This is a genomic window from Sagittula sp. S175 (assembly GCF_049800975.1).
Classification (GTDB): domain Bacteria; phylum Pseudomonadota; class Alphaproteobacteria; order Rhodobacterales; family Rhodobacteraceae; genus Sagittula.
Genome location: NZ_JBNAGB010000020.1, coordinates 1 through 20,185 on the forward strand (window position 1 = coordinate 1; position 20,185 = coordinate 20,185).

General features: G+C 64.3%; 19 protein-coding genes. 2 read left to right on the forward strand and 17 right to left on the reverse strand.

The annotated features are described in order from the left end of the window. Window positions 1-53 precede the first annotated feature (53 nt). Window positions 54-1,088 carry a helix-turn-helix domain-containing protein gene (locus ACP16H_RS19850; RefSeq protein ID WP_425073985.1) on the reverse strand — a complete coding sequence of 345 codons (1,035 nt, stop codon included), beginning with the start codon at window positions 1,086-1,088 and terminating at the stop codon, window positions 54-56. 177 nt (window positions 1,089-1,265) lie between these two features. On the opposite strand from ACP16H_RS19850, the gene ACP16H_RS19855 reads away from it, so the two are divergent. Then, window positions 1,266-2,303, forward strand: a complete 1,038-nt coding sequence (locus ACP16H_RS19855; protein WP_425073986.1) for an alpha/beta hydrolase family protein — start codon at window positions 1,266-1,268, stop codon at window positions 2,301-2,303. A gap of 174 nt (window positions 2,304-2,477) precedes the next feature. Here the strand turns inward: ACP16H_RS19855 and ACP16H_RS19860 are convergent, their stop codons facing one another. The 13 genes from ACP16H_RS19860 to ACP16H_RS19920 form a co-directional block, all read right to left on the reverse strand. Beyond that, on the reverse strand, window positions 2,478-3,791 hold the full coding sequence (locus ACP16H_RS19860; protein ID WP_425073987.1) for an ATPase: 1,314 nt from the start codon (window positions 3,789-3,791) through the stop codon (window positions 2,478-2,480). A gap of 242 nt (window positions 3,792-4,033) precedes the next feature. Continuing rightward, window positions 4,034-4,537, reverse strand: a complete 504-nt coding sequence (locus tag ACP16H_RS19865) for a prepilin peptidase (protein WP_425073988.1) — start codon at window positions 4,535-4,537, stop codon at window positions 4,034-4,036. A 6-nt stretch (window positions 4,538-4,543) separates the two neighbouring features. Further along, a complete protein-coding gene (locus ACP16H_RS19870; protein WP_425073989.1) occupies window positions 4,544-5,398 on the reverse strand; it encodes a tetratricopeptide repeat protein in 855 nt (284 codons plus the stop codon). 146 nt (window positions 5,399-5,544) lie between these two features. After that, complete coding sequence (locus tag ACP16H_RS19875) at window positions 5,545-6,120, reverse strand: tetratricopeptide repeat protein (RefSeq protein ID WP_425073990.1); 576 nt, start codon at window positions 6,118-6,120, stop codon at window positions 5,545-5,547. A 156-nt stretch (window positions 6,121-6,276) separates the two neighbouring features. Further along, complete coding sequence (locus tag ACP16H_RS19880; protein ID WP_425073991.1) at window positions 6,277-7,251, reverse strand: type II secretion system F family protein; 975 nt, start codon at window positions 7,249-7,251, stop codon at window positions 6,277-6,279. 18 nt (window positions 7,252-7,269) lie between these two features. Further along, a complete protein-coding gene (locus tag ACP16H_RS19885) occupies window positions 7,270-8,235 on the reverse strand; it encodes a type II secretion system F family protein (protein WP_425073992.1) in 966 nt (321 codons plus the stop codon). A 14-nt stretch (window positions 8,236-8,249) separates the two neighbouring features. Further along, window positions 8,250-9,701 carry a CpaF family protein gene (locus ACP16H_RS19890; protein ID WP_425073993.1) on the reverse strand — a complete coding sequence of 484 codons (1,452 nt, stop codon included), beginning with the start codon at window positions 9,699-9,701 and terminating at the stop codon, window positions 8,250-8,252. Between the two features lie 20 nt (window positions 9,702-9,721). Continuing rightward, the gene (locus tag ACP16H_RS19895) at window positions 9,722-10,972 is read right to left on the reverse strand and encodes an AAA family ATPase (RefSeq protein WP_425073994.1); all 1,251 of its coding nucleotides are present in this window, start codon (window positions 10,970-10,972) and stop codon (window positions 9,722-9,724) included. Window positions 10,973-11,263: 291 nt separating this feature from the next. Further along, complete coding sequence (locus tag ACP16H_RS19900) at window positions 11,264-11,926, reverse strand: OmpA family protein (RefSeq protein WP_425073995.1); 663 nt, start codon at window positions 11,924-11,926, stop codon at window positions 11,264-11,266. 8 nt (window positions 11,927-11,934) lie between these two features. After that, entirely contained in the window at window positions 11,935-13,359 is a 1,425-nt protein-coding gene (locus tag ACP16H_RS19905) for a type II and III secretion system protein family protein (RefSeq protein ID WP_425073996.1), read from the reverse strand. A 222-nt stretch (window positions 13,360-13,581) separates the two neighbouring features. Continuing rightward, complete coding sequence (cpaB, locus tag ACP16H_RS19910) at window positions 13,582-14,436, reverse strand: Flp pilus assembly protein CpaB (protein ID WP_425073997.1); 855 nt, start codon at window positions 14,434-14,436, stop codon at window positions 13,582-13,584. 152 nt (window positions 14,437-14,588) lie between these two features. Further along, entirely contained in the window at window positions 14,589-14,795 is a 207-nt protein-coding gene (locus ACP16H_RS19915) for a hypothetical protein (RefSeq protein WP_425073998.1), read from the reverse strand. Window positions 14,796-14,937: 142 nt separating this feature from the next. After that, a complete protein-coding gene (locus ACP16H_RS19920; protein WP_425073999.1) occupies window positions 14,938-15,180 on the reverse strand; it encodes a Flp family type IVb pilin in 243 nt (80 codons plus the stop codon). 375 nt (window positions 15,181-15,555) lie between these two features. On the opposite strand from ACP16H_RS19920, the gene ACP16H_RS19925 reads away from it, so the two are divergent. Then, window positions 15,556-16,386, forward strand: coding sequence for a lytic transglycosylase domain-containing protein (locus ACP16H_RS19925; RefSeq protein WP_425074072.1), 831 nt, complete (start codon window positions 15,556-15,558; stop codon window positions 16,384-16,386). A 148-nt stretch (window positions 16,387-16,534) separates the two neighbouring features. Here the strand turns inward: ACP16H_RS19925 and ACP16H_RS19930 are convergent, their stop codons facing one another. From ACP16H_RS19930 to ACP16H_RS19940, 3 genes are all read right to left on the reverse strand, one after another. Next, window positions 16,535-17,947: an FAD-binding oxidoreductase gene (locus tag ACP16H_RS19930; RefSeq protein WP_425074000.1), complete on the reverse strand. Its 1,413-nt coding sequence runs from the start codon at window positions 17,945-17,947 to the stop codon at window positions 16,535-16,537. A gap of 54 nt (window positions 17,948-18,001) precedes the next feature. Then, window positions 18,002-18,826, reverse strand: coding sequence for an MBL fold metallo-hydrolase (locus tag ACP16H_RS19935; protein ID WP_425074001.1), 825 nt, complete (start codon window positions 18,824-18,826; stop codon window positions 18,002-18,004). A 147-nt stretch (window positions 18,827-18,973) separates the two neighbouring features. After that, on the reverse strand, window positions 18,974-20,125 hold the full coding sequence (locus ACP16H_RS19940; protein WP_425074002.1) for an acyl-CoA dehydrogenase family protein: 1,152 nt from the start codon (window positions 20,123-20,125) through the stop codon (window positions 18,974-18,976). Window positions 20,126-20,185 lie beyond the last annotated feature (60 nt).

Here is a 20,185-nt window from a genome sequence, read left to right on the forward strand (position 1 = left end):
CCCCGGGGGCGCCCGAAGGGCGCCGGTCGCCTTGCGGCACGCAAGGCGAAACCTCATCCGACCCAGGCGGACGGTGCCTTGCCGGTGACCCGCAGGAATTCGCGGTTGAAGTTGGACTTGGTGTTGAAGCCGCTGGCGTAGATGGCGTCGGTCACGTTGGCGCCGTCCGTCAGCAGGTCGCAGGCGTGGCGGATGCGGAAGCCGTTGACGTAGCGCGAGACGTTTTCGCCATGGGCGCGGTTGATCGCGGTGGACAGGCGCTTGGCGGGAACGCGCAGGCGGCGGGCGAGCCGGGCGAGCGTCAGGTCCGGTTCGAGGAAAAGCTTTTCGTCAGTCATCAGCGCGTCGAGGCGGGCGAGCAGGGCGCTGTCCTCGGCTTTGTCCGCCGCGTCGTCGGCGGCCCCGTTTGTGGCCCCGTTTCCGGCACTGTCGGCTGGCATCGAAGTAGCGGGCTGCGCGTCCGGTTCGGCTTCGGGCACGCCTTGTGCGTTTCGGTCGAGAGACAGAAGCGCGATCAGCAGAAGCGAGGCCGAGGTCACGAGGCTGACGATGGGGCCGTGCCATTCGGGGTGGCCTGTGACGTAGCCCACGGAGATGGCGATATCCCCCAGCGTCGAGAGCAGCAGCGCAAAGGCCAGCGCGCGCCATGTGTGGGCGGGCATGGGCCCGGCGTCGAGGCGGGCGCGGGGCAGCGGGCTGTCGGCCCTGAGCGCCCAGAGAATCGCCAGCGCATAGGCGGCGAAGGTCAGGGGGACCAGCGCGTCGAGCACCGCCGGGGCGGCGAGACGGGCCAACAAGGCCAGCACGGGCGCGGCGGCATGGGGAAGGGCGCGGGCGGGGGTGACGTCTTCGATCAGGGCGTCGCGAAAGGCGAGCCAGGCCAGCGGCGGCAGGGCGCAGGCGGTGACGGGCATCAGCGGCCCGAGCGGCAGGCCGTAGTAATGCGCCAGTGCGTTCAGCGCCGATTGCAGTGCGCAGAGTGCCAGCAGGGCGTGGAAGATACGCAGGGGCCGCCCGCTGCGCAGGTCGGCCAGCAGCAGGTAGGCGATCACGGCGGCAAAGATCAGCGGCAGGGGCAGGGCAATCATCACGGGCGCACGGGTTGGGGCAATCGAGGGCAGGTGTGACGGGGTTTCGGGCCGGGGTCAAACAGGCTTCGGGGTCCTGAAACCGGTTCTGCACGTCCTGAAACCGGATCGAGGACGCTTTTCAGTCGTCGGGCGGGTTTGGTCGGGGCATCGAAACCGCATTGCAGGAGAGACGAGATGCGCGGAGTGATCCTTGGACTGATGACGATGGTGGGTGCTGCCGGGGCGGCGCCGGTGCTGGCGCAGGGCTTGCCCGGTTATGACCGGATGGAGGTCGCCAGCCCGCACCGCGCCTGGAAGGTGCAGGCCTCGGTCTGGTATCCGGCGGGGACGCGGACCTACGTGGGGAACGTGGGGGACAACCCGATCTTTCACGGCGAGCGCGTGTTGATGGGGCCGAAGGTGGCCGGGGGCAAACACCCGTTGGTGCTGTTCTCGCACGGATCGGGGGGCAACATGGACAACATGGGGTGGCTCTTGTCGGGGCTGGCGCAGAGGGGGGCCATGGTGCTGGCGGTGAACCATCCCGGATCGACCAGCGGTGACAGCTCGCCGCGCCGGTCGATGGAGCTGGGCGCGCGGGCGCAGGATTTGAGCGCGGCGCTGGACGTGCTGCTGGCGGAACCGGCCTTTGCCGACCATGTGGATCTGGACCGTGTGACGTCGCTGGGCTTCTCGCTGGGCGGGGCGACGGCGCTGAACCTTGGCGGGGTGCGCTTCGATGCGACGCGCTATGCGCCTTATTGCGCGCAGGATGCCGCGCGGGCGGATTGCGCGTTTTTCGACAAGGGCGGCGTGGATTTTGCGCGTCTGCCGGAAGGGTTCTCGGCCGATGGGCGCGACGGGCGGGTGACCGCCGTGGCGGCGATCGATCCGGGATTCACCTGGGTGGCGACGGAGGACAGCATGGCGGCGATGGACCTGCCGGTGATGCTGGTGAACCTGGGCGAGGATGCGCGGCTGGGGGCGTCGGACGTGGGTCCGGGGGGCAGCGGGTTCGCGGCGCGGCTGGCGCGGGTGGATTACCGCGAGTTCGCGCCGGCCAGCCATTTCACCGCCCTGCCGGAGTGTCAGGAGGACGCGGCGGCGCTGCTGGAAGAGGAGGGTGAAGACCCGATCTGCGACGATCCGCTGGGCGCAGACCGGGCGGTGGTGCACGCGCAGGTGATCGAGGCGTTGGCGGCGTTCCTGGGGCTGGAGGCGTCGGGGCACTGAGGGCCGGGGGAGTCGGGGCGTAGCCCCGACCTACGGACTGGAGAACGCGCTGGGGAGTCGGGGCAATAGCCCCGACCTACGGTTTGGTGAGGGCGTACGCGGGATCGGGAGTGCGCGAACGGGCTTGCCTTGGGCAAGCCCTGCCTCGCGCCGAAATGACAGCGCGTGGCGCTGTTATTTCACGATCTTCTCGTCCTTCACAAACATGTTGCTCCAGGCGCGGTCGATCAGCTCCGGGGTCATCTTGTAGGGCAGGCCCTCGAAGTCGCAGACGGCGATCATCTGGTCGATGAGGAAGACCGGCTGGTAGTTGGCGTAAATGTTGTTGATTGTCGGGTATTTCGTTTTCAGCAGGTGGACGAGGGAGGCCTCGTCCAGTTGCATTTTCTTCTTGCGGGCGACGAGGGCGAAGATTTTCAGGAAGTTTTCCTGGTTCGGGCCGTCGATCTTGATCTTGAAGAAGATCCGGCGGAGCGCGGCCTGGTCGAAGATCTCATTCGGGTGGAAGTTCGTCGAGAAGATGACCAGGGTGTCGAAGGGGACCTCGAACTTTTCGCCCGATTGCAGGGCGAGGATGTCCTTGCTTTCCTCGAGCGGAACGATCCAGCGGTTGACCAGCTTCTGCGGCGGTTCGGCCTGGCGGCCAAGGTCGTCGACGATGAAGATGCCGCCGGAGGATTTCAGCTGTAGCGGCGCCTGATAGGTGCGCGCCGTGGGGTTGTAGACGAGGTCGAGCATGTCGAGCGAGAGTTCACCGCCGGTGATGACGGTCGGGCGCTGGCAAAGCACGTAGCGCCGGTCGAAGCGCGCGGTGCGGCGCAGGGAGGTGGTGTCCTCGGCGTCCTCCGCGGCCTTTGAATGCACGATGGGGTCGTACATCGAGATGATCTGACCGGCATATTCCAGCGCGTAGGGTACGTAGATCTTGTCGCCCATGGCGTCGCGGATGCCGTTGGAGATGGAGGATTTGCCGTTCCCCGGCGGGCCGTACATCAGGATGGAGCGGCCGGACCCCACGGCGGGGCCGAGATTGGAAATCAGGTCCTCGGGCAGGATGAGGTGGCCCATGGCCGAGGTCAGCTGGTCGCGGGTGATCTGGATGTTGCGGATCGACTGGCGGGCGACCTGTTCGCGGTAGCCCTCGAGCGGGACGGGCATGGGGCCGAAATATTCGGATTGCGCCAGCGCGTCGAGCGCGCGGGCCTTGCCGCTGTCGGTCAGCTGGTAGGGCATTTCGTTCGAGACCTGCCCTGCGGCACCTAGGGTGCCCATCGCCTCGAGCAGGCCCTGACCGCGGGCCATGTCGATGATTTCCTGGCAGACCGGCACCGGCAGGCAGACGGCGCGCGCCAGATGAGTCACCTTGTTTGTGTTCTTGCGGAAAAGCGTTTTCAGCACGATGTCGCGCATCATCACCGGCGACAGTTTCATGTCGTCGATGGTGCGCGGCGCGGGGGGCGCCATGATGGCGCTCGACTGCATGTTCATGATGGTGTTCCTGCCCGGACTCTTTGGTTGCCAAAATGATCGGGCAATGTGGCGGGAACGGGGCGGGAGCGGGGAAGTTGGGGGGCTTTGGCGCGGTCTGGCCGCGGGGGAAGCGCTGCTTCCCCCGAACCCCCATCGCGGTATTTTCATCAAGATGAAGGGGAGGGGCGCGCTCTGCGGTCTGTGTAGGGCGGCGTCCGGGCGTGGGCCGCGCCGGGGGGGGGGGACACAGGCTCGCTTCCTCAGGCGGGCTGGCCGTAGAGGATGCCCATCAGCAGGTAGAGTGCGAGAGTGGAGCCGAGGGCGAGTCCCATGGGGAACTTGTTTCCGGCGTGCCAGCTTTCCCAGGTGGGGGCGAGGTTGCGGATCGGCGTGTGCTTGGCGATGCGGTGACCGGCGTAGGCGACGACCAGCATGACGGCCAGGAGGATCATCACGAGGCTTAGGTCGCCCAGATGGATGAAGGGGGCCATGGCGGCGATCCACTTGGCATCGCCCGCGCCCATGGCGCGCGCCGCGGTGAGGGCCATGCCCGCCACGAGCGCCACGCCGAAATAGACGTAACGCCACAGGTATTCCTGTAGCGGCAGGGCCACGAGGCCGATCACCACGAAGACGGCAAACAGCGCGATCACGGCGTGGTTCGGGATCTTCATGCTCTTGAGGTCGGTGAACATGATATAGAGGCAGATCGGCGCCGCGAAGGGGAGGAACCAGAGGGCGGCGTGGGTCGTGATGGACATCATGGGCCGTCAGGCGCCGTTTTCCAGCGCGGTCAGCGCGCGGGAGGCTGCCTCGAAATGCTGGGGGTGGGTTTCCACCGCCTCGCGCAGCAGGCCCTTGCCGATCTGGACGTCGCCGCGTTTCACCGCCGCAAGGCCCATGGTGTAGAGCAGTTCCGCGCGTTCGACCTGGGTCATGGGGAAGACGGGCAGGGTGTAGGACCCCTGCGCGCCGCGTGCCATGACGAGGTTGTTCTTGGCGGTGAAGACGGTTTCATCGGCGCGGATCGCCTCGGCAAAGAGGCGTTCGGCCTCCTTGAAGTCACCGCGTGTCAGTTTCGAGTAGCCCCAGTTGTTCAGCACGGAGGCCGGCGTCGTGGTCAGGCCCACGGCGGTCTCGTAGAAGCTGTCGGCTTTCTTCCAGTCTTTCTTGGAGTCGGCGATCATCGCCTCGAGCCGGTAGCGTTTGAAGGTCTCGTGGGTGGGAGGGACGGTGTTCAGGACCGTGGCGGCCTGATCCCAGTCATTGGCGCGGATCAGGGCGTCGGCGAAGTTCACCTTGTCTTCGCTGGTCGAGTCCTTGTGGTCGACCACGCGCGCCCAGGCGGTTTTCGCCTCGGGGACACGCTTGGCCCGGATCAGCGACAGGGCCAGACCCCGCATCAGGTCGATGCGGTCGGGATCATTTGCGGAGGCGCGCTGGAAGTAGGAGACGGCCTCGTTCGGGTCGCCCACGGAGAGCATGACCTCGTTGAGGTTGCTTTCGTCGATGACGTTGACGCCCTGGAAGGCGCGATCCACCTCGGCCTTGTCGATGCCCTTTTCACAGGCGGAAAGCGCGGCCACGGAGACCACGCAAAGGGAAACAAGGATGGGATGGCGCATGTTGCCTGCGTCCTCTTACTGCTCTGCCTCTTTCCGCCTTTTGATGGCGGTTCAAACCGGACCCGCATCTGACGGCGGGTTCGCGGCATTCGTCTGCCCGTTTCGGGCTGGTTGTTGCGCCCCTTTCAGGGCGGGTAGAAGCGTCCTCAGACGTCGTCGGATCGGATCAGGTAGTCACTGCTGCCACGTCGCACCAGCTGGAATTGATGATCCTGCCGGTCATCATAGACGGTATTGTCAAGTTTTGCGAGTGCCAAGCGAAGATTGTCCCGGATTGAGTCGTTTTCGCCATTGTCCAGCGCATAGGCCTTTTCGAAGATCTTCGAGGCCTCGGCAGTCTTGCCCCGTTCCATCAGCACGACGCCGAGGTTGTTCCAGGCTTCGGGCCAGTCCGGTTCGGCCACAACGGCGCGGCGCAGGAGCTTTTCCGACTGGTTCAGGCGACCGAGCGCAAGATTGGCGGAGCCAAGCGCGACCAGCACTTCGCCGGTCAGGCCCTTCTCTCCGGCGGCGCGGGTGTAAGCCTCCAGCGCCAGCTGGTATTCATGCGCTTCCATCAGGCGGTGGCCGACGACAAGGCCGTCCACCGCTTCGCCGCGCGGGTCCAGTGTCGGGGCAAAGGGATTGTCCGGCGCGTCAGGTTTGGCGCCAAGGCACCCTGACAGCGTAATAGCCAGAGCGGCCATGGCCAACGCCCGGATCATGGAGGGGAGGGAGGGCATTGCCACACCGGTTCTTGTTATCTGCTCGGTGCCGATGGTGCCGGAAAGGCCGCGCGGTTGCAACCGGGCTGCGTGGACAGGGTGGCGGAAAGGCGACAGCGCGCCCGGTGTCGGAGGGACAGGGGGCGCGCGCTGAGATGTTATTGTATCTCGTGTTTACTGCGGCAGCCCTGCGCCCATGTTCATCACGCCAACGACCGAGGGGCCGACGAGGATGATGAGCAGCGGCGGGACCGTCAGCATCATGGTGGTCAGGGTCATCTTGGTCGGCAGCTTGTTGGCGGCTTCCTCGGCGCGCATGACGCGCTTGTCCCGCATTTCACCCGCGTAGACACGCAGCGCGTCAGAGATCGAGGTGCCGAAGGTCTGAGCCTGGTTCAGAACGGTCACAAAGCTGGTGACGTCCTGGGACCCGCAGCGTTCCGACATGTCGTTGAGCACCATGGAGCGGTCCTTGCCGGCCTTCATCTCGTGGCTGATGATCTCGAATTCATCGCCGAGTGCCGGGAAGGCAGAGCGGATTTCCTTGGCCACGCGCAGGATGGACTGTTCCATGGACTGACCTGCCTCGACGCAGACGAGCATCATGTCGAGCGCGTCGGGAAAGCCCTGCTGGATCTGTTCCTGTCGCGCGGCCATGCGCTTGTTCACCCAGAACTTGGGCGCGACATACCCCAATGCGCCCGGGCCGAGGATGGTCATGACCTTCGTCACCATGGTGGCTTCGTCGGGATTGACCATGAGAAGGTAGTACAGCGTGCCGAGTGCCAGCATGCCGAGGCCCATGGCAAACTGCATGAAGTAGAACAGCTGCACCGCATCCTTCGTACGGTAGCCCGCCTGCAGCAGCTTCAGCTTGACCTCTGAGAGCTCCTTGGCGTCCTGCGGTTCGAGGAACTGCGCGTATTTGTTCAGTTTCTCGTTGCGCTTGCGGTCGCGCAGGACGGCGCGTGCATCGGCGTCCATCTTTTTCTGCGCGGTCTCGCGCAGCTTGTCCATCGGATCGGGCTTTTGTGCCAGCATCATGGGGATGGTGGCGACGATCAGAAGGACGGCGAGACCGGCGACCACCAACAGGGGGCCAGCGGGTCCGAGCAGGTCGGTGATGAAGGTATTGAGGGAGTCGAGCATGTTCGGCGTTTCCTTCGATCAGACCTTGATGTTCACGAGCCAGCGCATGACGACCATGTTGATGGCCAGCATGATGCCCACGACGAAGCAGGCCGGGATGAACCACGGGTGGTCCAGAACGTTGTCGTAGTAGTCGGGTTTCGCCACCTGGATCACGATCAGCGCGCCGACCGGGAACATGGAAAGGAACTTGCCCGACCATTGCGCCTCGGCGGTGATGGCCTTCACCCGGCGGAACAGGCGGAAGCGGGCGCGGATCACCTTGGCCAGACCTTCGAGGATCTCGGCAAGGTTGCCCCCGGCCTGCTGCTGGATGGTCACGGCCACGGCGAGAAAGCGCATGTCCTGCATGTCGAGGCGTTCGGCCATGTGTTTCAGGGCCTCGCCGATATCGCGGCCATAGGCGTTTTCATCGGCGATGATGCCGAATTCGGTGGCCAGCGGGTCCTTGATTTCCTTTGACACGATGGAAATGGCCGAGCTGAACGGGTGGCCGACACGAAGCGAGCGGACCATAAGCTCGACCGCATCGGGAAGCTGTTCCTCGATCATTTTCAGGCGCTTGCTGGCCTTGGAACTGACCCACATGTAGACGCCGCCGACGCCCATCACCACGGAAACCACGAGGCGGATCGGCAGTGATGTGGCGGTGGCCACGCTGAGGCCGAGGAAGGCAAAGACCGAGGCGCCGACCATGATCATGATAAGCTGTTGCGGGGTAAAGGCGATGGCCGCCTTCTGCGCCTTTTCGGCGAGAAGGGAGTAGATCGGCAGGCCCTTGCTTTCCATGTGCTGGTCCATCTCCTTGCGGAGCTTGGCCAGCACGTCCTCGCGGCGGTCGCCTTTTTCCAGCATCTCCAGCCGGCGGTTGACCTTGTTCGAAAGCGAGATGGATTTGCCGAAAGCGACCAGGTAGACGCCGTTCACCAGAACGACGACGCCCAGGAAGATCATGCCGTAGATGATGGGTGCTGCGGAAAGCATGGGTGTACTCGCTCTTATTCGGGCCGGAAGGGCTCGTAGATGGAGGAGGGGATGTCGTAGCCCCACATCCGGAAACGCTCGGAATAGGCCGACCGCACGCCGGTGGCGGTGAAGTGGCCGATGATCTTGTTTTCAGGGGTCAGGCCGACGCGCTGGAAGCGGAAGACCTCCTGCATCGAGATAACATCACCTTCCATCCCGGTGATCTCTGTGATGGAGGTCATGCGGCGCGAGCCGTCCTGAAGACGCGAGGCCTGCACGATGAGGTTCACAGCCGAGGAAATCTGCGAGCGCATGGCCTTCAGCGGCATGTCGATGCCCGCCATGGCGATCATGTTTTCCAGACGCGCCACACCGTCGCGGGCAGAGTTCGCGTGGATCGTGGTCATCGAACCATCGTGACCGGTGTTCATGGCCTGCAACATGTCGATGACTTCCTCACCGCGGGTTTCCCCCACGATGATCCGGTCGGGGCGCATCCGAAGGGCGTTTTTCAGGCAATCTCGTGGCGTGACGGCCCCCTTGCCCTCGACGTTCGGGGGACGGGATTCCATGCGGCCCACGTGGGTCTGCTGCAGTTGGAGTTCGGCGGTGTCCTCGATGGTGAGGATGCGTTCGCTGTCGTCGATGAAGGAGGACAAGGCGTTGAGCGTGGTCGTTTTACCGGAACCAGTACCGCCCGAGACGATGATGTTCAGGCGGGTCGCCACGGCGGCCTGGAGGTAGACGGCCATTTCCTCGGTGAAGGCACCGAAACGGACCAGATCGTCGATCCCCAGCTTGTCCTTCTTGAATTTACGAATCGACACCAGCGAGCCGTCGATGGCGATCGGCGGCACCATGGCGTTGAAACGCGAGCCGTCGGACAGACGGGCGTCGACATAAGGGTTCGATTCATCGACGCGACGACCCACGGCGGAGACGATCTTGTCGATGATCCGCATCAGGTGCTTCTCATCCTTGAAGGTGATGTCGGAGATCTGCAGCTTGCCCGAGCGTTCGACAAAGATCTGGTGCGGGCCGTTCACGAGGATATCGGAAACGGTCTCGTCCTTCAGCAGCGCCTCGAGGGGGCCGAGGCCCTTCACCTCGTCGTAGAGGTCGTTCATCATCGCGCGCCGCTCTTCGCGGTTCAGCACGATGGCTTTTTCCTGCAACGACTCGGTCGCGATGTCCGAGATTTCCTCGCGCAACTCGCTTTCCGATGCCTGGTCCAGCGCGGCGAGGTTCAGGTTCTCCAGAAGCGCGCGATGCAGTTCGAGCTTGATCTCGCCCAGACGCTCCTTGCGTTTCTTTTCCTTGTCCCCGGAGGCAACCTGCGCGGGGGCCGCCGAAGTGGGGGCCTTGCGCCGCGTGGCCGAAGGTTGCCGCGCTTCGGCGGCTTTCTCCGGCGCGGTGTCGACTTCTGCGGGCTGAGGTACAGGCGCAGCGGTCTTTGCACCGGGTTTCTTGTAACGCGAAAACATTCAGCGACCCCCTACGTTCATCATGCAGCCTCGGCGTCGTCGGCGCCGATGGCGTTAAGCTGCTCTGCAAGCTTGAGAATTTCCTTGCGCAGCGGGTTCTTCGCCGCATGGCTGGCCAGCGGCAGACCATGGTCGCAAGCCTGCATCACGGCGCGGCCCCCGTCCGGCAATTGCAGGTCGAGCGAGATGCCGAGGCTGTCGGCCATGCGCTTGACCCGGCTTTTGCCCTGCAGATCGGTGAATTTGGGCGCGCGGTTCAGTGCAAAGCGGATCTTGTCGAACGGCAGCTCCTCGGACTGGAGCATCCGCTTCAGCCGCAACGTGTTCTGCGCCGAGCGCATGTCGAGTTCGACCATGGCAAGGAAAATCTGCGCGTCGTTCAGGACGGTTTCGGTCCATTGCACCAGCGAGCCCGGCATATCCACGACGACATAGTCGAAATGGCTGCGCGCCACGGCCAGAAGCTTTGACACCTCGGCGGGGCCGATGATGTCCAATGGCAGGATGTCGGCGGGAGAGGTGAAGACCTGGATCTTGTCCTCGAAGGAGACAAGCGCCTGGCCAAAACTGTCGCCATCCATCGATTCGATGTCGCTGAGCGTTTCGAACACCGCCTCGCGGCGGGGCAGGTCGAGATAGGTCGACACTGATCCGAATTGCAGGCCGAGGTCGATCAGGCAGACCTTGGGCGTCTTGCTGCCCGAGACATGGGTCGCGAGTTCGTAGGCCAGATTGACCGAGAGCGTGGTGGCGCCGCAGCCGCCGGACAATCCCTGAACGGCGATCAGGACACCATTGCCGCCTTCGGCAAGTTTCTTCGTTTTGGCGGGCAGGTTCTGCGGGACGCCGGTGTCTGCCACGGGGTCGGGTTCCGGCATGCGGAGGCGTTCCACCGCCGCGGCCAATTCTCCCTCCGGGAGGGGGTAGGGGATGAATTCATCGGCGCCTGTGCGCAACAACTGGTGAAGCGACGCGGGCGTCACGTCCTCGGCGATCAGGATCACCTTGATTCCGTGGGATTTGGTGCCCTTGATGATATGCGCCAGCTGCGCGACCTCGCCTTCGTCGATGGCGTCGATGGCCATGGCGACGAATTCGAGGCTTTCGGCCTCGGGTTGGGTCATGAAAGCCAGCGCCTCGTCGAATCCCAGGTCTCCCCAAGCCTCGCCAAGCAGGGTTTCCATGTCTTCGATCAGCAGGTCGAAATTCTGTACGTCCCGGCTGATGGTGCAGGCCACGATCGGGGCGGGATCTGCGGGTGTACTCGTCATGCCTCTCGTCCTTCGTTGCACATGCCCGGACCTGAGCGCGACTTTCTGTCGGCCTTCCGAACATGTGAGCACCGAGTCATCCCGGCGCACTTGGGTTCTCTGGCAAAGTCACCCGCAAAGGAGGCAACATTTGGGCCAAAATTTCGAAATTGTACGGAGTTTCTGGACGCTCGCGCCCGGATCGGACGAATTTTCACCAAAAGGAGGCCACGTCGCGGGGCTGTGATGCGCAACGAAAAAAGGCCGCTCCTGAGCGGGGCGGCCTGTATAAAGCGTTGTACTGACAGTGTGTTAGCCGTCTCCGCCTGCGCTTCCGACGCCTGGGGCAGATTTGGCGCTGTCGATATATTCGCGGTAAATCACGGCGGCATACTTGCCTTCGAGCACCATTGGGTGACTGGAAACAAAGCCCGACACCTCGGTCACGGTGCGGCGGTTGCGGCGCTCGCGCCCGTCCGTCACGATCAGCGGCTGGGTTTCGCCGTAGGAGACCACAGCCTCGAGGCGGGACCGGGAGATGCCCTGGCTGACGAGGTAGTTGACCACGGCGTTTGCACGGGCCATGCCAAGTCGCTTGTTGAAGCTGTCGCCGCCCACCTTGTCGGTGTGACCGTAGACGCGGAAGCGGACCTCGGGGAACTGGCGGATCCAGTTCGCCTGTTCACGCAGCGTGTCGATCGCGCCGGCGTCCAGTGCAGAGGAATTGAAGGCGAAGTTCACCGTGGTCATGACTTCGGAGGCAAAGCGCTGCGACAGATCGTAGACGTATTGCTTTTCGCCGGTCATGTACTGGTGGTTGTTCATCGTGGCGTTGCCGAAATCACCGGTATCGACGTTCATGCCGATCTCGTTGTTGAAACCGGCGGTCATCGCGCTTTCCCGTGAACAGCCGGCCACGAGCAGCCCCATGGCCAGTCCCGTCGAAACAATGCGGAGGAGGGGTCTGTTTGCCATGGTCATTCTCAATCCATCACGTAGCCGTAGGAGCCGCTGAAGTCCTGCTTTGCGACTTCGGCAGCGGCGCCTTTGCGCGGGGTCTTGGTGCCGCCGATCTTGCCGCCGAGGAAGAGTTCACGCTCGGTGGGCAGGACGACCCGGTCGGTCGGCAGGGCAAGGGCCTCGCCGCGCGTCGGGGTCACGAGGTGCGGGGTGACGATGATGACCAGTTCGGACTGGTCGCGCTGGTAGTCGGCAGACCGGAAAAGCGCGCCGAGCACAGGCACGTCGCCCAGCCACGGCACCTGCGAATTCAGGTCGGAGAAGTTTTCCTGCAACAGACCGGCAATGGCAAAGCTCTCGCCGTCGCGCAGCTCGACCGTGGTCTTGGTCTCGCGGCGGGCAAAGCCCGCGACGCTCACGCCGCCAAACGTCACGCTGCTGCTGGGATCCAGCGAGGAGACCGCCGCATTGAGTTCGAGGTTGATCAGATCGCCGTCGATGACACGGGGGATGAAGGCAAGTTCGACGCCGAAGGGTTTGAATTCCACGGTCACGGTGCCATCGCCGGTGCCGACGGGCACAGGATATTCGCCGCCCGCAAGGAAACTGGCTTCCTGCCCGGAGAGGGACGTCAGGTTCGGTTCCGCGAGGGTGCGGACCATGCCCTTGGATTCCATGGCTTCCAGCAGCACGCCGACTTCAAGGCCACCGGCATTGAAGCCGAAGAGCACGGCACCGTTGATGTCCCCGCCAGCCGGTGACAGCTTGTCCGCGACCGCATCCACCGCCGCATTCGACGCTGCGTTGTTCGTGCCGAGTTCGAGGCCGAGATCCCCGCCCAGGACGCTGCCCCCGGTGGCCAGCGAGGTGCGCATGGCCTTGGAAACGGAGCGGCGCATTTCGGCGAAGCGGACCTTGAGCATGACCTGCTGGATGCCGCCGACCACCATCAGGTTCGACACGCGTTCCGGCGCGTAACGCTGGGCGAGGTCAAGGGCGCGTTCCATGCGCGCGATCGAGGACACGGTGCCAGACAGGACGATGCCGTCATTGGCGGTGCGGACTTCGATGGTCTCGTCGGGGAGGATCTGGCGGAGACGTTCCTTGAATTCCGTGACGTCGGCGGCGACGCGCACATCGACGTTGGTAATCAGCTGCCCCTGCGGATCGAGGATCGTCAGGGTCGTTGTCCCCGGTGCCTTGCCCAGGACGTAGATCGTGCGATCCGAGAGCGAGGAAATATCCGCAATGGCCGGGTTTGCAATGGAAAGTTCCGCGAAGGGCGTGTCGCTTTCGACCACCACCGCGCGGTTCATGGGCACACTCAGAACCGATTCGGTCCCGGTGCGCACGACGCGGAGAGTTTCCGCATGCGCTGGCGCCGACACAGTCGCAACGCCGAGAGTCAGCCCAAGCAGGGCCGCCTTCAGAAAACCGTCAATTTGCATGTGACCTGCCTTTCGATCACGCCTCGGAAGCAGGTCTTGTCGCCTGCATTTGGCGCTACTGTGCGGCAAGTTAACTTTTATTGCAAGAATCAAGAGGTTTTGCGGGGCTCTTTCTGTGGATAACAGGTCACAGGCCGGAATTGTGCCTGTCATGAATGGCAACCGAGCATGGCAGAGGCCCCGCCCGAGGGGCGAGGCCTGATGAACCGCGGTGGCCCGTAATCAGTTGGTGCAGGGGATCGGAATGCTGACCACTTCTGCACCGCGACGCACGCGGGTCGCGCAGGTTTGCTGTTGGGCCGCCGGGGCGGGCGCTGCCTGACGTTCGATGCCCAGCATGGAGAGCTGATCCACCTCGACCGGTTCGTCGACGATGGTGGTGTCGTTCGTGCCGATCAGGGACAGCGTCAGTTTGCCGGTGGACTGCGCATGGGTCAGGGCGGCAACCTGTTCGCGGGTTGCGGCAACCGTCACGGTCCGTGCAATGGTGGCCGAGGTCGTTTCCGAATCCGAGTTCTGGTCGATGGCGATCAGGCGGATGCCGGTCTGAATAAGCTTCGTGACCTCGCCACTACCGCGCCCATTGGTGTCTACACGACCGGTCCAGTAGACGTCGACATGGTCCGAGGGACGCAGGAAGCCGGAGACGCCAGAGGCCACGTCAACCTTGATCGCAAAGGCGCTTTCGCCTGCGCGCAGGTAGGAGGTGAGGCCAGCGGCGCCGCCGGGTTCCGAAACCTTGGTCGGTAGCATGGCCTCGAATGGGTCGATGGCACGCAGCGCAACACGACGGTCGATATTCGGACCCAGCAGCGGATTTTCCTCGGTAAAGACGCCCTCCGGCAGGATTTCCTGAGGCCACGGGGCAAGGCGGACATCCTCGGCCTTGATTTCCTGGCCATAGGCGATCGGCTTGCTGGAGACGTAAATCATCTTGACCGGAGTGCTGTCCACTGTCTTGGAGCGTGCCTCGGTCAGGGCGGATTCATAGGCGCCGATGTAGTTCTGTGCCATGTAGACCGCGAAACCGGCCAGGCCGACGCCCACCAGCAGTACGAGTCCGAATACGAGTCGCATAACCAATTCTCCTGTCCTGGGTGTTCACCCGGTCTTCCCGGCCAGGATTGCATGGGAAGATGGTAAATATTGGCTGAGATCGTGGCGATCCCGTGGCGGTCCAACGTGCCGGTCACCATTCTGGTCACCGACGCGAAGACTTGACGGGTTCCTCAGTAACTGTCGGCAATCGTGGTCAGGTTCTGGCTTTCCGTGACCAGCACGGAACTGACGTTCGATGCCAGGGAAAAGGTGCTGGTGCGGTACAATGCCATGGCGGCAATCGCCAAGCCGACGAGCGCCGCCGTCAACACCACCCAGTCTACCGTGACTGCGCCATCTTCACTGGAAACGAAACCCTTGATCGTCTTGATTTTCATCGCCAGACCTTTCGGCTGACAGGGCAGCCATGAATTCAGCTTGTCCAGGCCGACCCATTTGGGGAGCGGCCCGGATGACTAAAGGGCGCGGCATGTTTCAGCCGCGCCCTCACACGCCCAAATCGGCGAGCGCGGTGCCGAATTACGGGTTGCCGCCGGTGGTCACGGTGCTCAGCGAACGGTCGATGCCGGTGTCGATGGACGTCAGGGTGGTGGATTCGGTGCCAACCACTGCTGCGGCGTTTTCGATCAGCGTGAACGCCTGGTTGCGGATGGTCGAGTATGCGGCGATTGCCAGGCCAACGACGGCTGCGGTCAGCACGACCCAGTCAACGGTCACTGCGCCGGATTCGTCTGCGCGGAAGTTCTTGAGGAAGTTCATCATGGTCTCTCTCCGTAGGTATCTGTGTTGCTCACGTTCACCAGCTTGGGGTCGGTAGCGGGCCTCTCTCTTTGCCCTGTCCCTCGTTGGTATGACCCTATATAGCCCCCGGTTTGGGGCGAGAGTTTGGCCGGATTGGTTTGTTTTCACGGTCGGGTTATTTTCTTTAACGCGGCCTGTAAGTGCTTGTTTTTAAGGGCGGGGCTTGGTTTCCAGATCCTTTCGAGAGATTCCGCTTATGCTTTTGGGCAGGGTAATGAGGCGGCATTGTTGCAGCGCGGGCGACAGAGATGGCATTTTTACCGGTTTTGTGCGAGATTGCCCGTAAAGATAACCCGCAGAGGGATCGAGCAGCCCATGGGACCCCGGTTTTGGATGATGGCGATTCTGGTCGCCACGCTTGGTTTGCCTTGTTCTGTCGAGGCACAGCAGGGATTTACCGACTTTTCCGCACGTCGGATCAAACCGCCCAAACCGGGCGAAAAACGCATAACGGTGCAGGTGGCGCCGCGTGCGAATCCATCCGTGCCGCCGCTGCCCGTGGCCAAGGCCCCGACCGGTGACGTGACGGGTGATGTGACGGATGCGGTGGCGGTCGCACCGCAGGTCCGTCCGACCGCTGCCTATGCTTGGTTCTGGGATGCGGTGTCGCCGGCCGCCGAGGCAAGCACGCCGGGGCGGCTGATGCCTGCGTTGCAGACCCTGGGCAAGGGGCCGGGTGGCGCACGGGTCGCCGCGCCGCGTTTGCAGGACGTGCAGGATATCGCGGCACGGCATGGGTTGGACCTGCTGCGCGAGACGGTGGGGACACGTGTTTCGCCCGCGCTGGCGCTGGCGGTGATAACAGTGGAATCGGGCGGGCGCACGGATGCCCTGAGCAAGGCCGGGGCGCAGGGGCTGATGCAGCTGATGCCCGCGACGGCGGAGCGGTTCGGTGTGACCGATGCGTTGGATCCGCTGGATAATATGCGCGGTGGCATCCGCTTCCTCGATTTCCTGATGGAGAAGTTCGACGGCGACCCGATCCTCGTGCTGGCGGGCTACAATGCCGGAGAAAATTCCATCGGCGCGCATGGCGGCGTGCCGGACTATGCAGAGACGCGCGATTACGTGCCGAAGGTGCTGGCGGCCTTCGAGGTGGCGCGAGGCCTGTGCCTGACACCGCCGGAGTTGGTGTCTGATGGTTGCGTGTTCCGGGTGACGCAGTGATGTGGCGTCGGTTTCGCCGCGCTGGCGCGCGGCGATCGGCGCGGCCTGCGGCCGCGAAAAGCGCCCGTACCGGGCGCTGCGGAGGCGCTGCCTCCACGCCTCCGAGGTATTTTCATCAAGATGAAGGGGAGGGGCCCGATCCGGGTGGTCACGCTGGCAGGACAGCGCCCGGGTTCATGATGCCGTTCGGGTCGAGCGCCTGCTTGATCGCGTGCATGGCGCTGAGTTTTGCCGGATCACCGTAGCGGGTGAGATCGGCGGTCTTGAGGCGTCCGATGCCGTGCTCTGCACTGACGGAGCCTCCCATGGCGTGTGTCAGATCGTGCACGCAGGTGGTGATGGCCGTGGCCTGGTGTTTGTAATCTGCGCGGGTGTGGCCGGGCAGGGGGAAGACGTTGAAGTGCAGGTTGCCGTCACCCATGTGGCCGAAGCAGTTGATGCGGAAGGCGCCTATCGCGGAGAGTTGGGCCTTGGCTTCGGGGATGAAGGCGGGAATGGCGGAGAGGGGCAGCGCAATGTCGTGGCTGGCGATGGCGCCGATGCGGCGGTTGGCCTCGGGGATGTGTTCGCGCACGTTCCAGAAGTCCATGCGTTGTTGCTGTGACTGGGCGATGAGGCCGTCGTCGGAGAGGCCCGCGTCGAGCGCAGCCTCGAAGAGGGATTCGAGCGCGCGTGTCGGGTCGGTGTCGGGTCCGGTGCCGATCTCGATCAGGACGGACCAGTCGGGCGGGCTGTCCCACGGGCGGCGGATGTCGGGCAGGGTTTCGGCGAGGAAGTCGAGGCCTTGGCGGTGGATCAGTTCGAAGGCCTGAATGGTGTCGCCGAGCAGGTCGCGGGCGAGGGAGAGAAGTTTCAGGGCGGCGTCCGGGGTTGGCGTGGCGAAGAAGGCCGTGCCGGTGGCGGCGGGGCGCGGAAACAGCTTCAGGCTGGCGGCGGTGATGACGCCGAGCGTGCCTTCGGCGCCGATCAGCAGGTGGCGCAGGTCGTAGCCGGTGTTGTCCTTGCGCAGGCGCTTGAGGCCGTTCCAGATCTGGCCGTCGGGCAGCACCGCTTCGAGGCCCAGCACGAGGTCACGCGCATTGCCGTAGCGCAAGGTGTTGATGCCGCCCGCGTTCGTCGAGAGCAGCCCTCCGATGCGCGCCGATCCTTGCGAGGCCAATGATAGCGGAAACAGGCGGTTCACGGCTTCGGCGGCTGTATGGATGTCATCGAGGATCGCGCCGGCCTCGGCCGTGAGGGTATTTTCATCGGGGTGGCGGTCACGGATGGCGGTCATGCGTTCGATGGAGAGCAGAAGGGGCGCGCCCTCGGGAGCGAGTTGTCCGCCGACGAGGCCGGTGCCGCCACCATAGGGGATCAGGCCCACGCGGGCGGCGTTGCAGGCGCGCAGGATGGTGGCGACGTCCTGCGTGGTACGGGGCAGGGCGAGCCATGTGGACGAGCCTTGCCACTTGCCGCGCGGTTCCTCGAGGTGGCGCGGCTCCGGGCGACGCAGGGTGTCGGCGGGCAGTTGCGCCGCGAGGCTCTCGGCAAAGGCGTCGGTGGCGGGGGAAAGGGTCATGCGCGGGTCCTCCTGTCCCGCAGGGGATAGGGCAGAGGCGTGGTTTTGGGAAGGTCAGTCGCGCAGGTAGCGCGGTTGCAGCACGACCACGGTGGGGCGTTTTGGCAGGGTGCGGAGGGAGATTTCGAGGGACGACTCGTCGCGGCGGTCGATCTCGAAGCTCTCGCCGATCTGCGCGAGGAAGGTGGACAGCCCGTAATCCGAGAACCAGTGCATCGGGATCACCACGGAGGAGCGCAGCCGTTCCAGCATGGTGACCACGTCGCGGATCGGCAGCGTCATGCCACCGTCGACGGCGACCATGACCACGTCGAGCCGCCCGAGCGCGGCGTATTGGTCATCGGTCGGGATGTGGTGCAGGTGCCCGAGGTGGCCGATGCAGAGGCCCTCGACCTCGAAGACGAAGATGGAATTGCCCTTGGGTTCCGTCCCGCCATAGGGCGAGCGGATGTCGGTGGAGACATTGCGCACCAGCATCTCGCCCAGGTCGAGGTGGTGGTCGATGCCGGTGCCGAAGGGCTCTCCCCATCCTTTCAGCGGATGCGGAATGGCTGGGTCGGGCGCAGCGGTCCAGTGGGTGTCATGGGCGTGGTTCATGGTGACCACGTCGGGGATCAGGTCGACGTTGCCGATGAAGCCAGTGAAATCCGTGACGGCGTTCATGCCCCCGGGGGTTTGCAGCAGGAAGCTGGCGTGGCTGATATAATGAAGGCGCACGGTGAAGTCGGGGACGGGGGCGGACCACGCGGCCTTGTGCAGGTATTCTAGGCCGGGGGCCGCGTCAGCGATGGCGATGCAGTGGGACGGTCGGCGGTCCTGTGCGGTAGCAGCGGTGGCTGCAAGGGTGAGCAGCGCGGCGAGGCGAAGTAACGTCTGCATGGCGTCCGGCTCCTTGTTGTGTTGCGTCCGAGCGTAGCAAGGGCGGCGCATCTGCCAAAGCGATGCCTGCACGGCGGTTTCTCACGATGCGGTGAGCGCGCGCGTTTCAGGCAGGGGAAGGCGGGGAGAACCCCGCCCTACGCATTTTCACAGGATGTCGCGGGCGATGACGTCGCGCTGCACCTCGGAGGTGCCTTCGAAGATGCGCATCACGCGGGCGTCGCGATAAAGGCGCTCGATCTCGTAGTCGCGGGCATAGCCGTTGCCGCCGTGCAGCTGGAGCATGGCGTCCACGACGCGGCCACAGGTCTCGGAGGCGGCGAGCTTGGCCATGCTGGCCTCGGCGCGGATCGGCACGCCCTGATCCAGCATGGTGGCGGCGCGCAGCATCAGCAGCCAAGCCTGATCCAGCTGGGTGCGGGCGTCGGCGAGGATGAATCGGGTGTTCTGGAACCCGGCGAGGGGCTGGCCAAAGGCCTGTCTTTCGCGCGCATAGTCGCGGCCCAGCTCAAAAGCGCGTTCGGCGATGCCGATGGATTCGGCGGCGATGGCGACGCGGGAGGGAGCGATGGCGGACAGCGCTACCTTCAACCCCGCGCCGGGCGCGCCGATCAGCGCATGTTCGGGGATTTCGACGCCATCGAAGTGCAGCATGGCGGTGCCGGAGGAGGTGAGGCCCATCTTGTCCTCGATCCGACCGAGGGAGAAGCCGGGCGTGCCCGCCTCGACAGCGAAACAGCCGATAGCGCGGTCGCCCTCGTCTGGGATCCGGGCGAAGACGAGGAACAGCTTGGCGTTGGATGCCCCGGTGATCCATTGCTTGGTCCCGGTGAGGGACCAGCCGGCGGCGGTGCGGCGTGCCGTTGTCTTTATGTTGGCGGCATCCGACCCGGCGCCCGGCTCGGTCAGGGCAAAGCTGAGCGCGCCGAACTCGCCCTTTGCGGCCGGATGCAGGTAGCGTCGTTTCTGCTCCGACGTGCACTGCTGCGCCAGAATCGCTCCCGCGAGGTTCGAGGCCACTGTGACGACGCAGATGGAGGCATCATGGCGGGCCAGCGCCTCGATGGCGAGGGCATAGCCGAGGTTCGAGACGCCGGGGCCGAAATCCTCCTCGGGCGTTTTCATCGCCATGGCCCCGAGGCGTGCGAGGGCGTCGATCTGCTTAGCCGGAAAAGCGTGGGTCCGGTCGCGTTCGGCCGCACCGGGGGCGCATTCCTCTGCGCCGAAGCGCAGCATCATCTCGCGCAACTCGCGCGCGTCGTCGGGGATGGGAAAACCCATCCGGTCGAGTTGTGTCATCTGTGTCCTCCCGTGGCGGCTGCGCGCCTTGGGAGAACAGTTTGACGGTGCCGTGCCCAT

Coding starts and splice junctions, on each gene's coding strand:
- ACP16H_RS19850 (WP_425073985.1), bottom strand. CDS start 1,088: ATGATTGCCCTGCCCCTGCCGCTGATCTTTGCCGCCGTGATCGCCTAC.
- ACP16H_RS19855 (WP_425073986.1), top strand. CDS start 1,266: ATGCGCGGAGTGATCCTTGGACTGATGACGATGGTGGGTGCTGCCGGG.
- ACP16H_RS19860 (WP_425073987.1), bottom strand. CDS start 3,791: ATGAACATGCAGTCGAGCGCCATCATGGCGCCCCCCGCGCCGCGCACC.
- ACP16H_RS19865 (WP_425073988.1), bottom strand. CDS start 4,537: ATGATGTCCATCACGACCCACGCCGCCCTCTGGTTCCTCCCCTTCGCG.
- ACP16H_RS19870 (WP_425073989.1), bottom strand. CDS start 5,398: ATGCGCCATCCCATCCTTGTTTCCCTTTGCGTGGTCTCCGTGGCCGCG.
- ACP16H_RS19875 (WP_425073990.1), bottom strand. CDS start 6,120: ATGCCCTCCCTCCCCTCCATGATCCGGGCGTTGGCCATGGCCGCTCTG.
- ACP16H_RS19880 (WP_425073991.1), bottom strand. CDS start 7,251: ATGCTCGACTCCCTCAATACCTTCATCACCGACCTGCTCGGACCCGCT.
- ACP16H_RS19885 (WP_425073992.1), bottom strand. CDS start 8,235: ATGCTTTCCGCAGCACCCATCATCTACGGCATGATCTTCCTGGGCGTC.
- ACP16H_RS19890 (WP_425073993.1), bottom strand. CDS start 9,701: ATGTTTTCGCGTTACAAGAAACCCGGTGCAAAGACCGCTGCGCCTGTA.
- ACP16H_RS19895 (WP_425073994.1), bottom strand. CDS start 10,972: ATGACGAGTACACCCGCAGATCCCGCCCCGATCGTGGCCTGCACCATC.
- ACP16H_RS19900 (WP_425073995.1), bottom strand. CDS start 11,926: ATGGCAAACAGACCCCTCCTCCGCATTGTTTCGACGGGACTGGCCATG.
- ACP16H_RS19905 (WP_425073996.1), bottom strand. CDS start 13,359: ATGCAAATTGACGGTTTTCTGAAGGCGGCCCTGCTTGGGCTGACTCTC.
- cpaB (WP_425073997.1), bottom strand. CDS start 14,436: ATGCGACTCGTATTCGGACTCGTACTGCTGGTGGGCGTCGGCCTGGCC.
- ACP16H_RS19915 (WP_425073998.1), bottom strand. CDS start 14,795: ATGAAAATCAAGACGATCAAGGGTTTCGTTTCCAGTGAAGATGGCGCA.
- ACP16H_RS19920 (WP_425073999.1), bottom strand. CDS start 15,180: ATGATGAACTTCCTCAAGAACTTCCGCGCAGACGAATCCGGCGCAGTG.
- ACP16H_RS19925 (WP_425074072.1), top strand. CDS start 15,556: ATGGCGATTCTGGTCGCCACGCTTGGTTTGCCTTGTTCTGTCGAGGCA.
- ACP16H_RS19930 (WP_425074000.1), bottom strand. CDS start 17,947: ATGACCCTTTCCCCCGCCACCGACGCCTTTGCCGAGAGCCTCGCGGCG.
- ACP16H_RS19935 (WP_425074001.1), bottom strand. CDS start 18,826: ATGCAGACGTTACTTCGCCTCGCCGCGCTGCTCACCCTTGCAGCCACC.
- ACP16H_RS19940 (WP_425074002.1), bottom strand. CDS start 20,125: ATGACACAACTCGACCGGATGGGTTTTCCCATCCCCGACGACGCGCGC.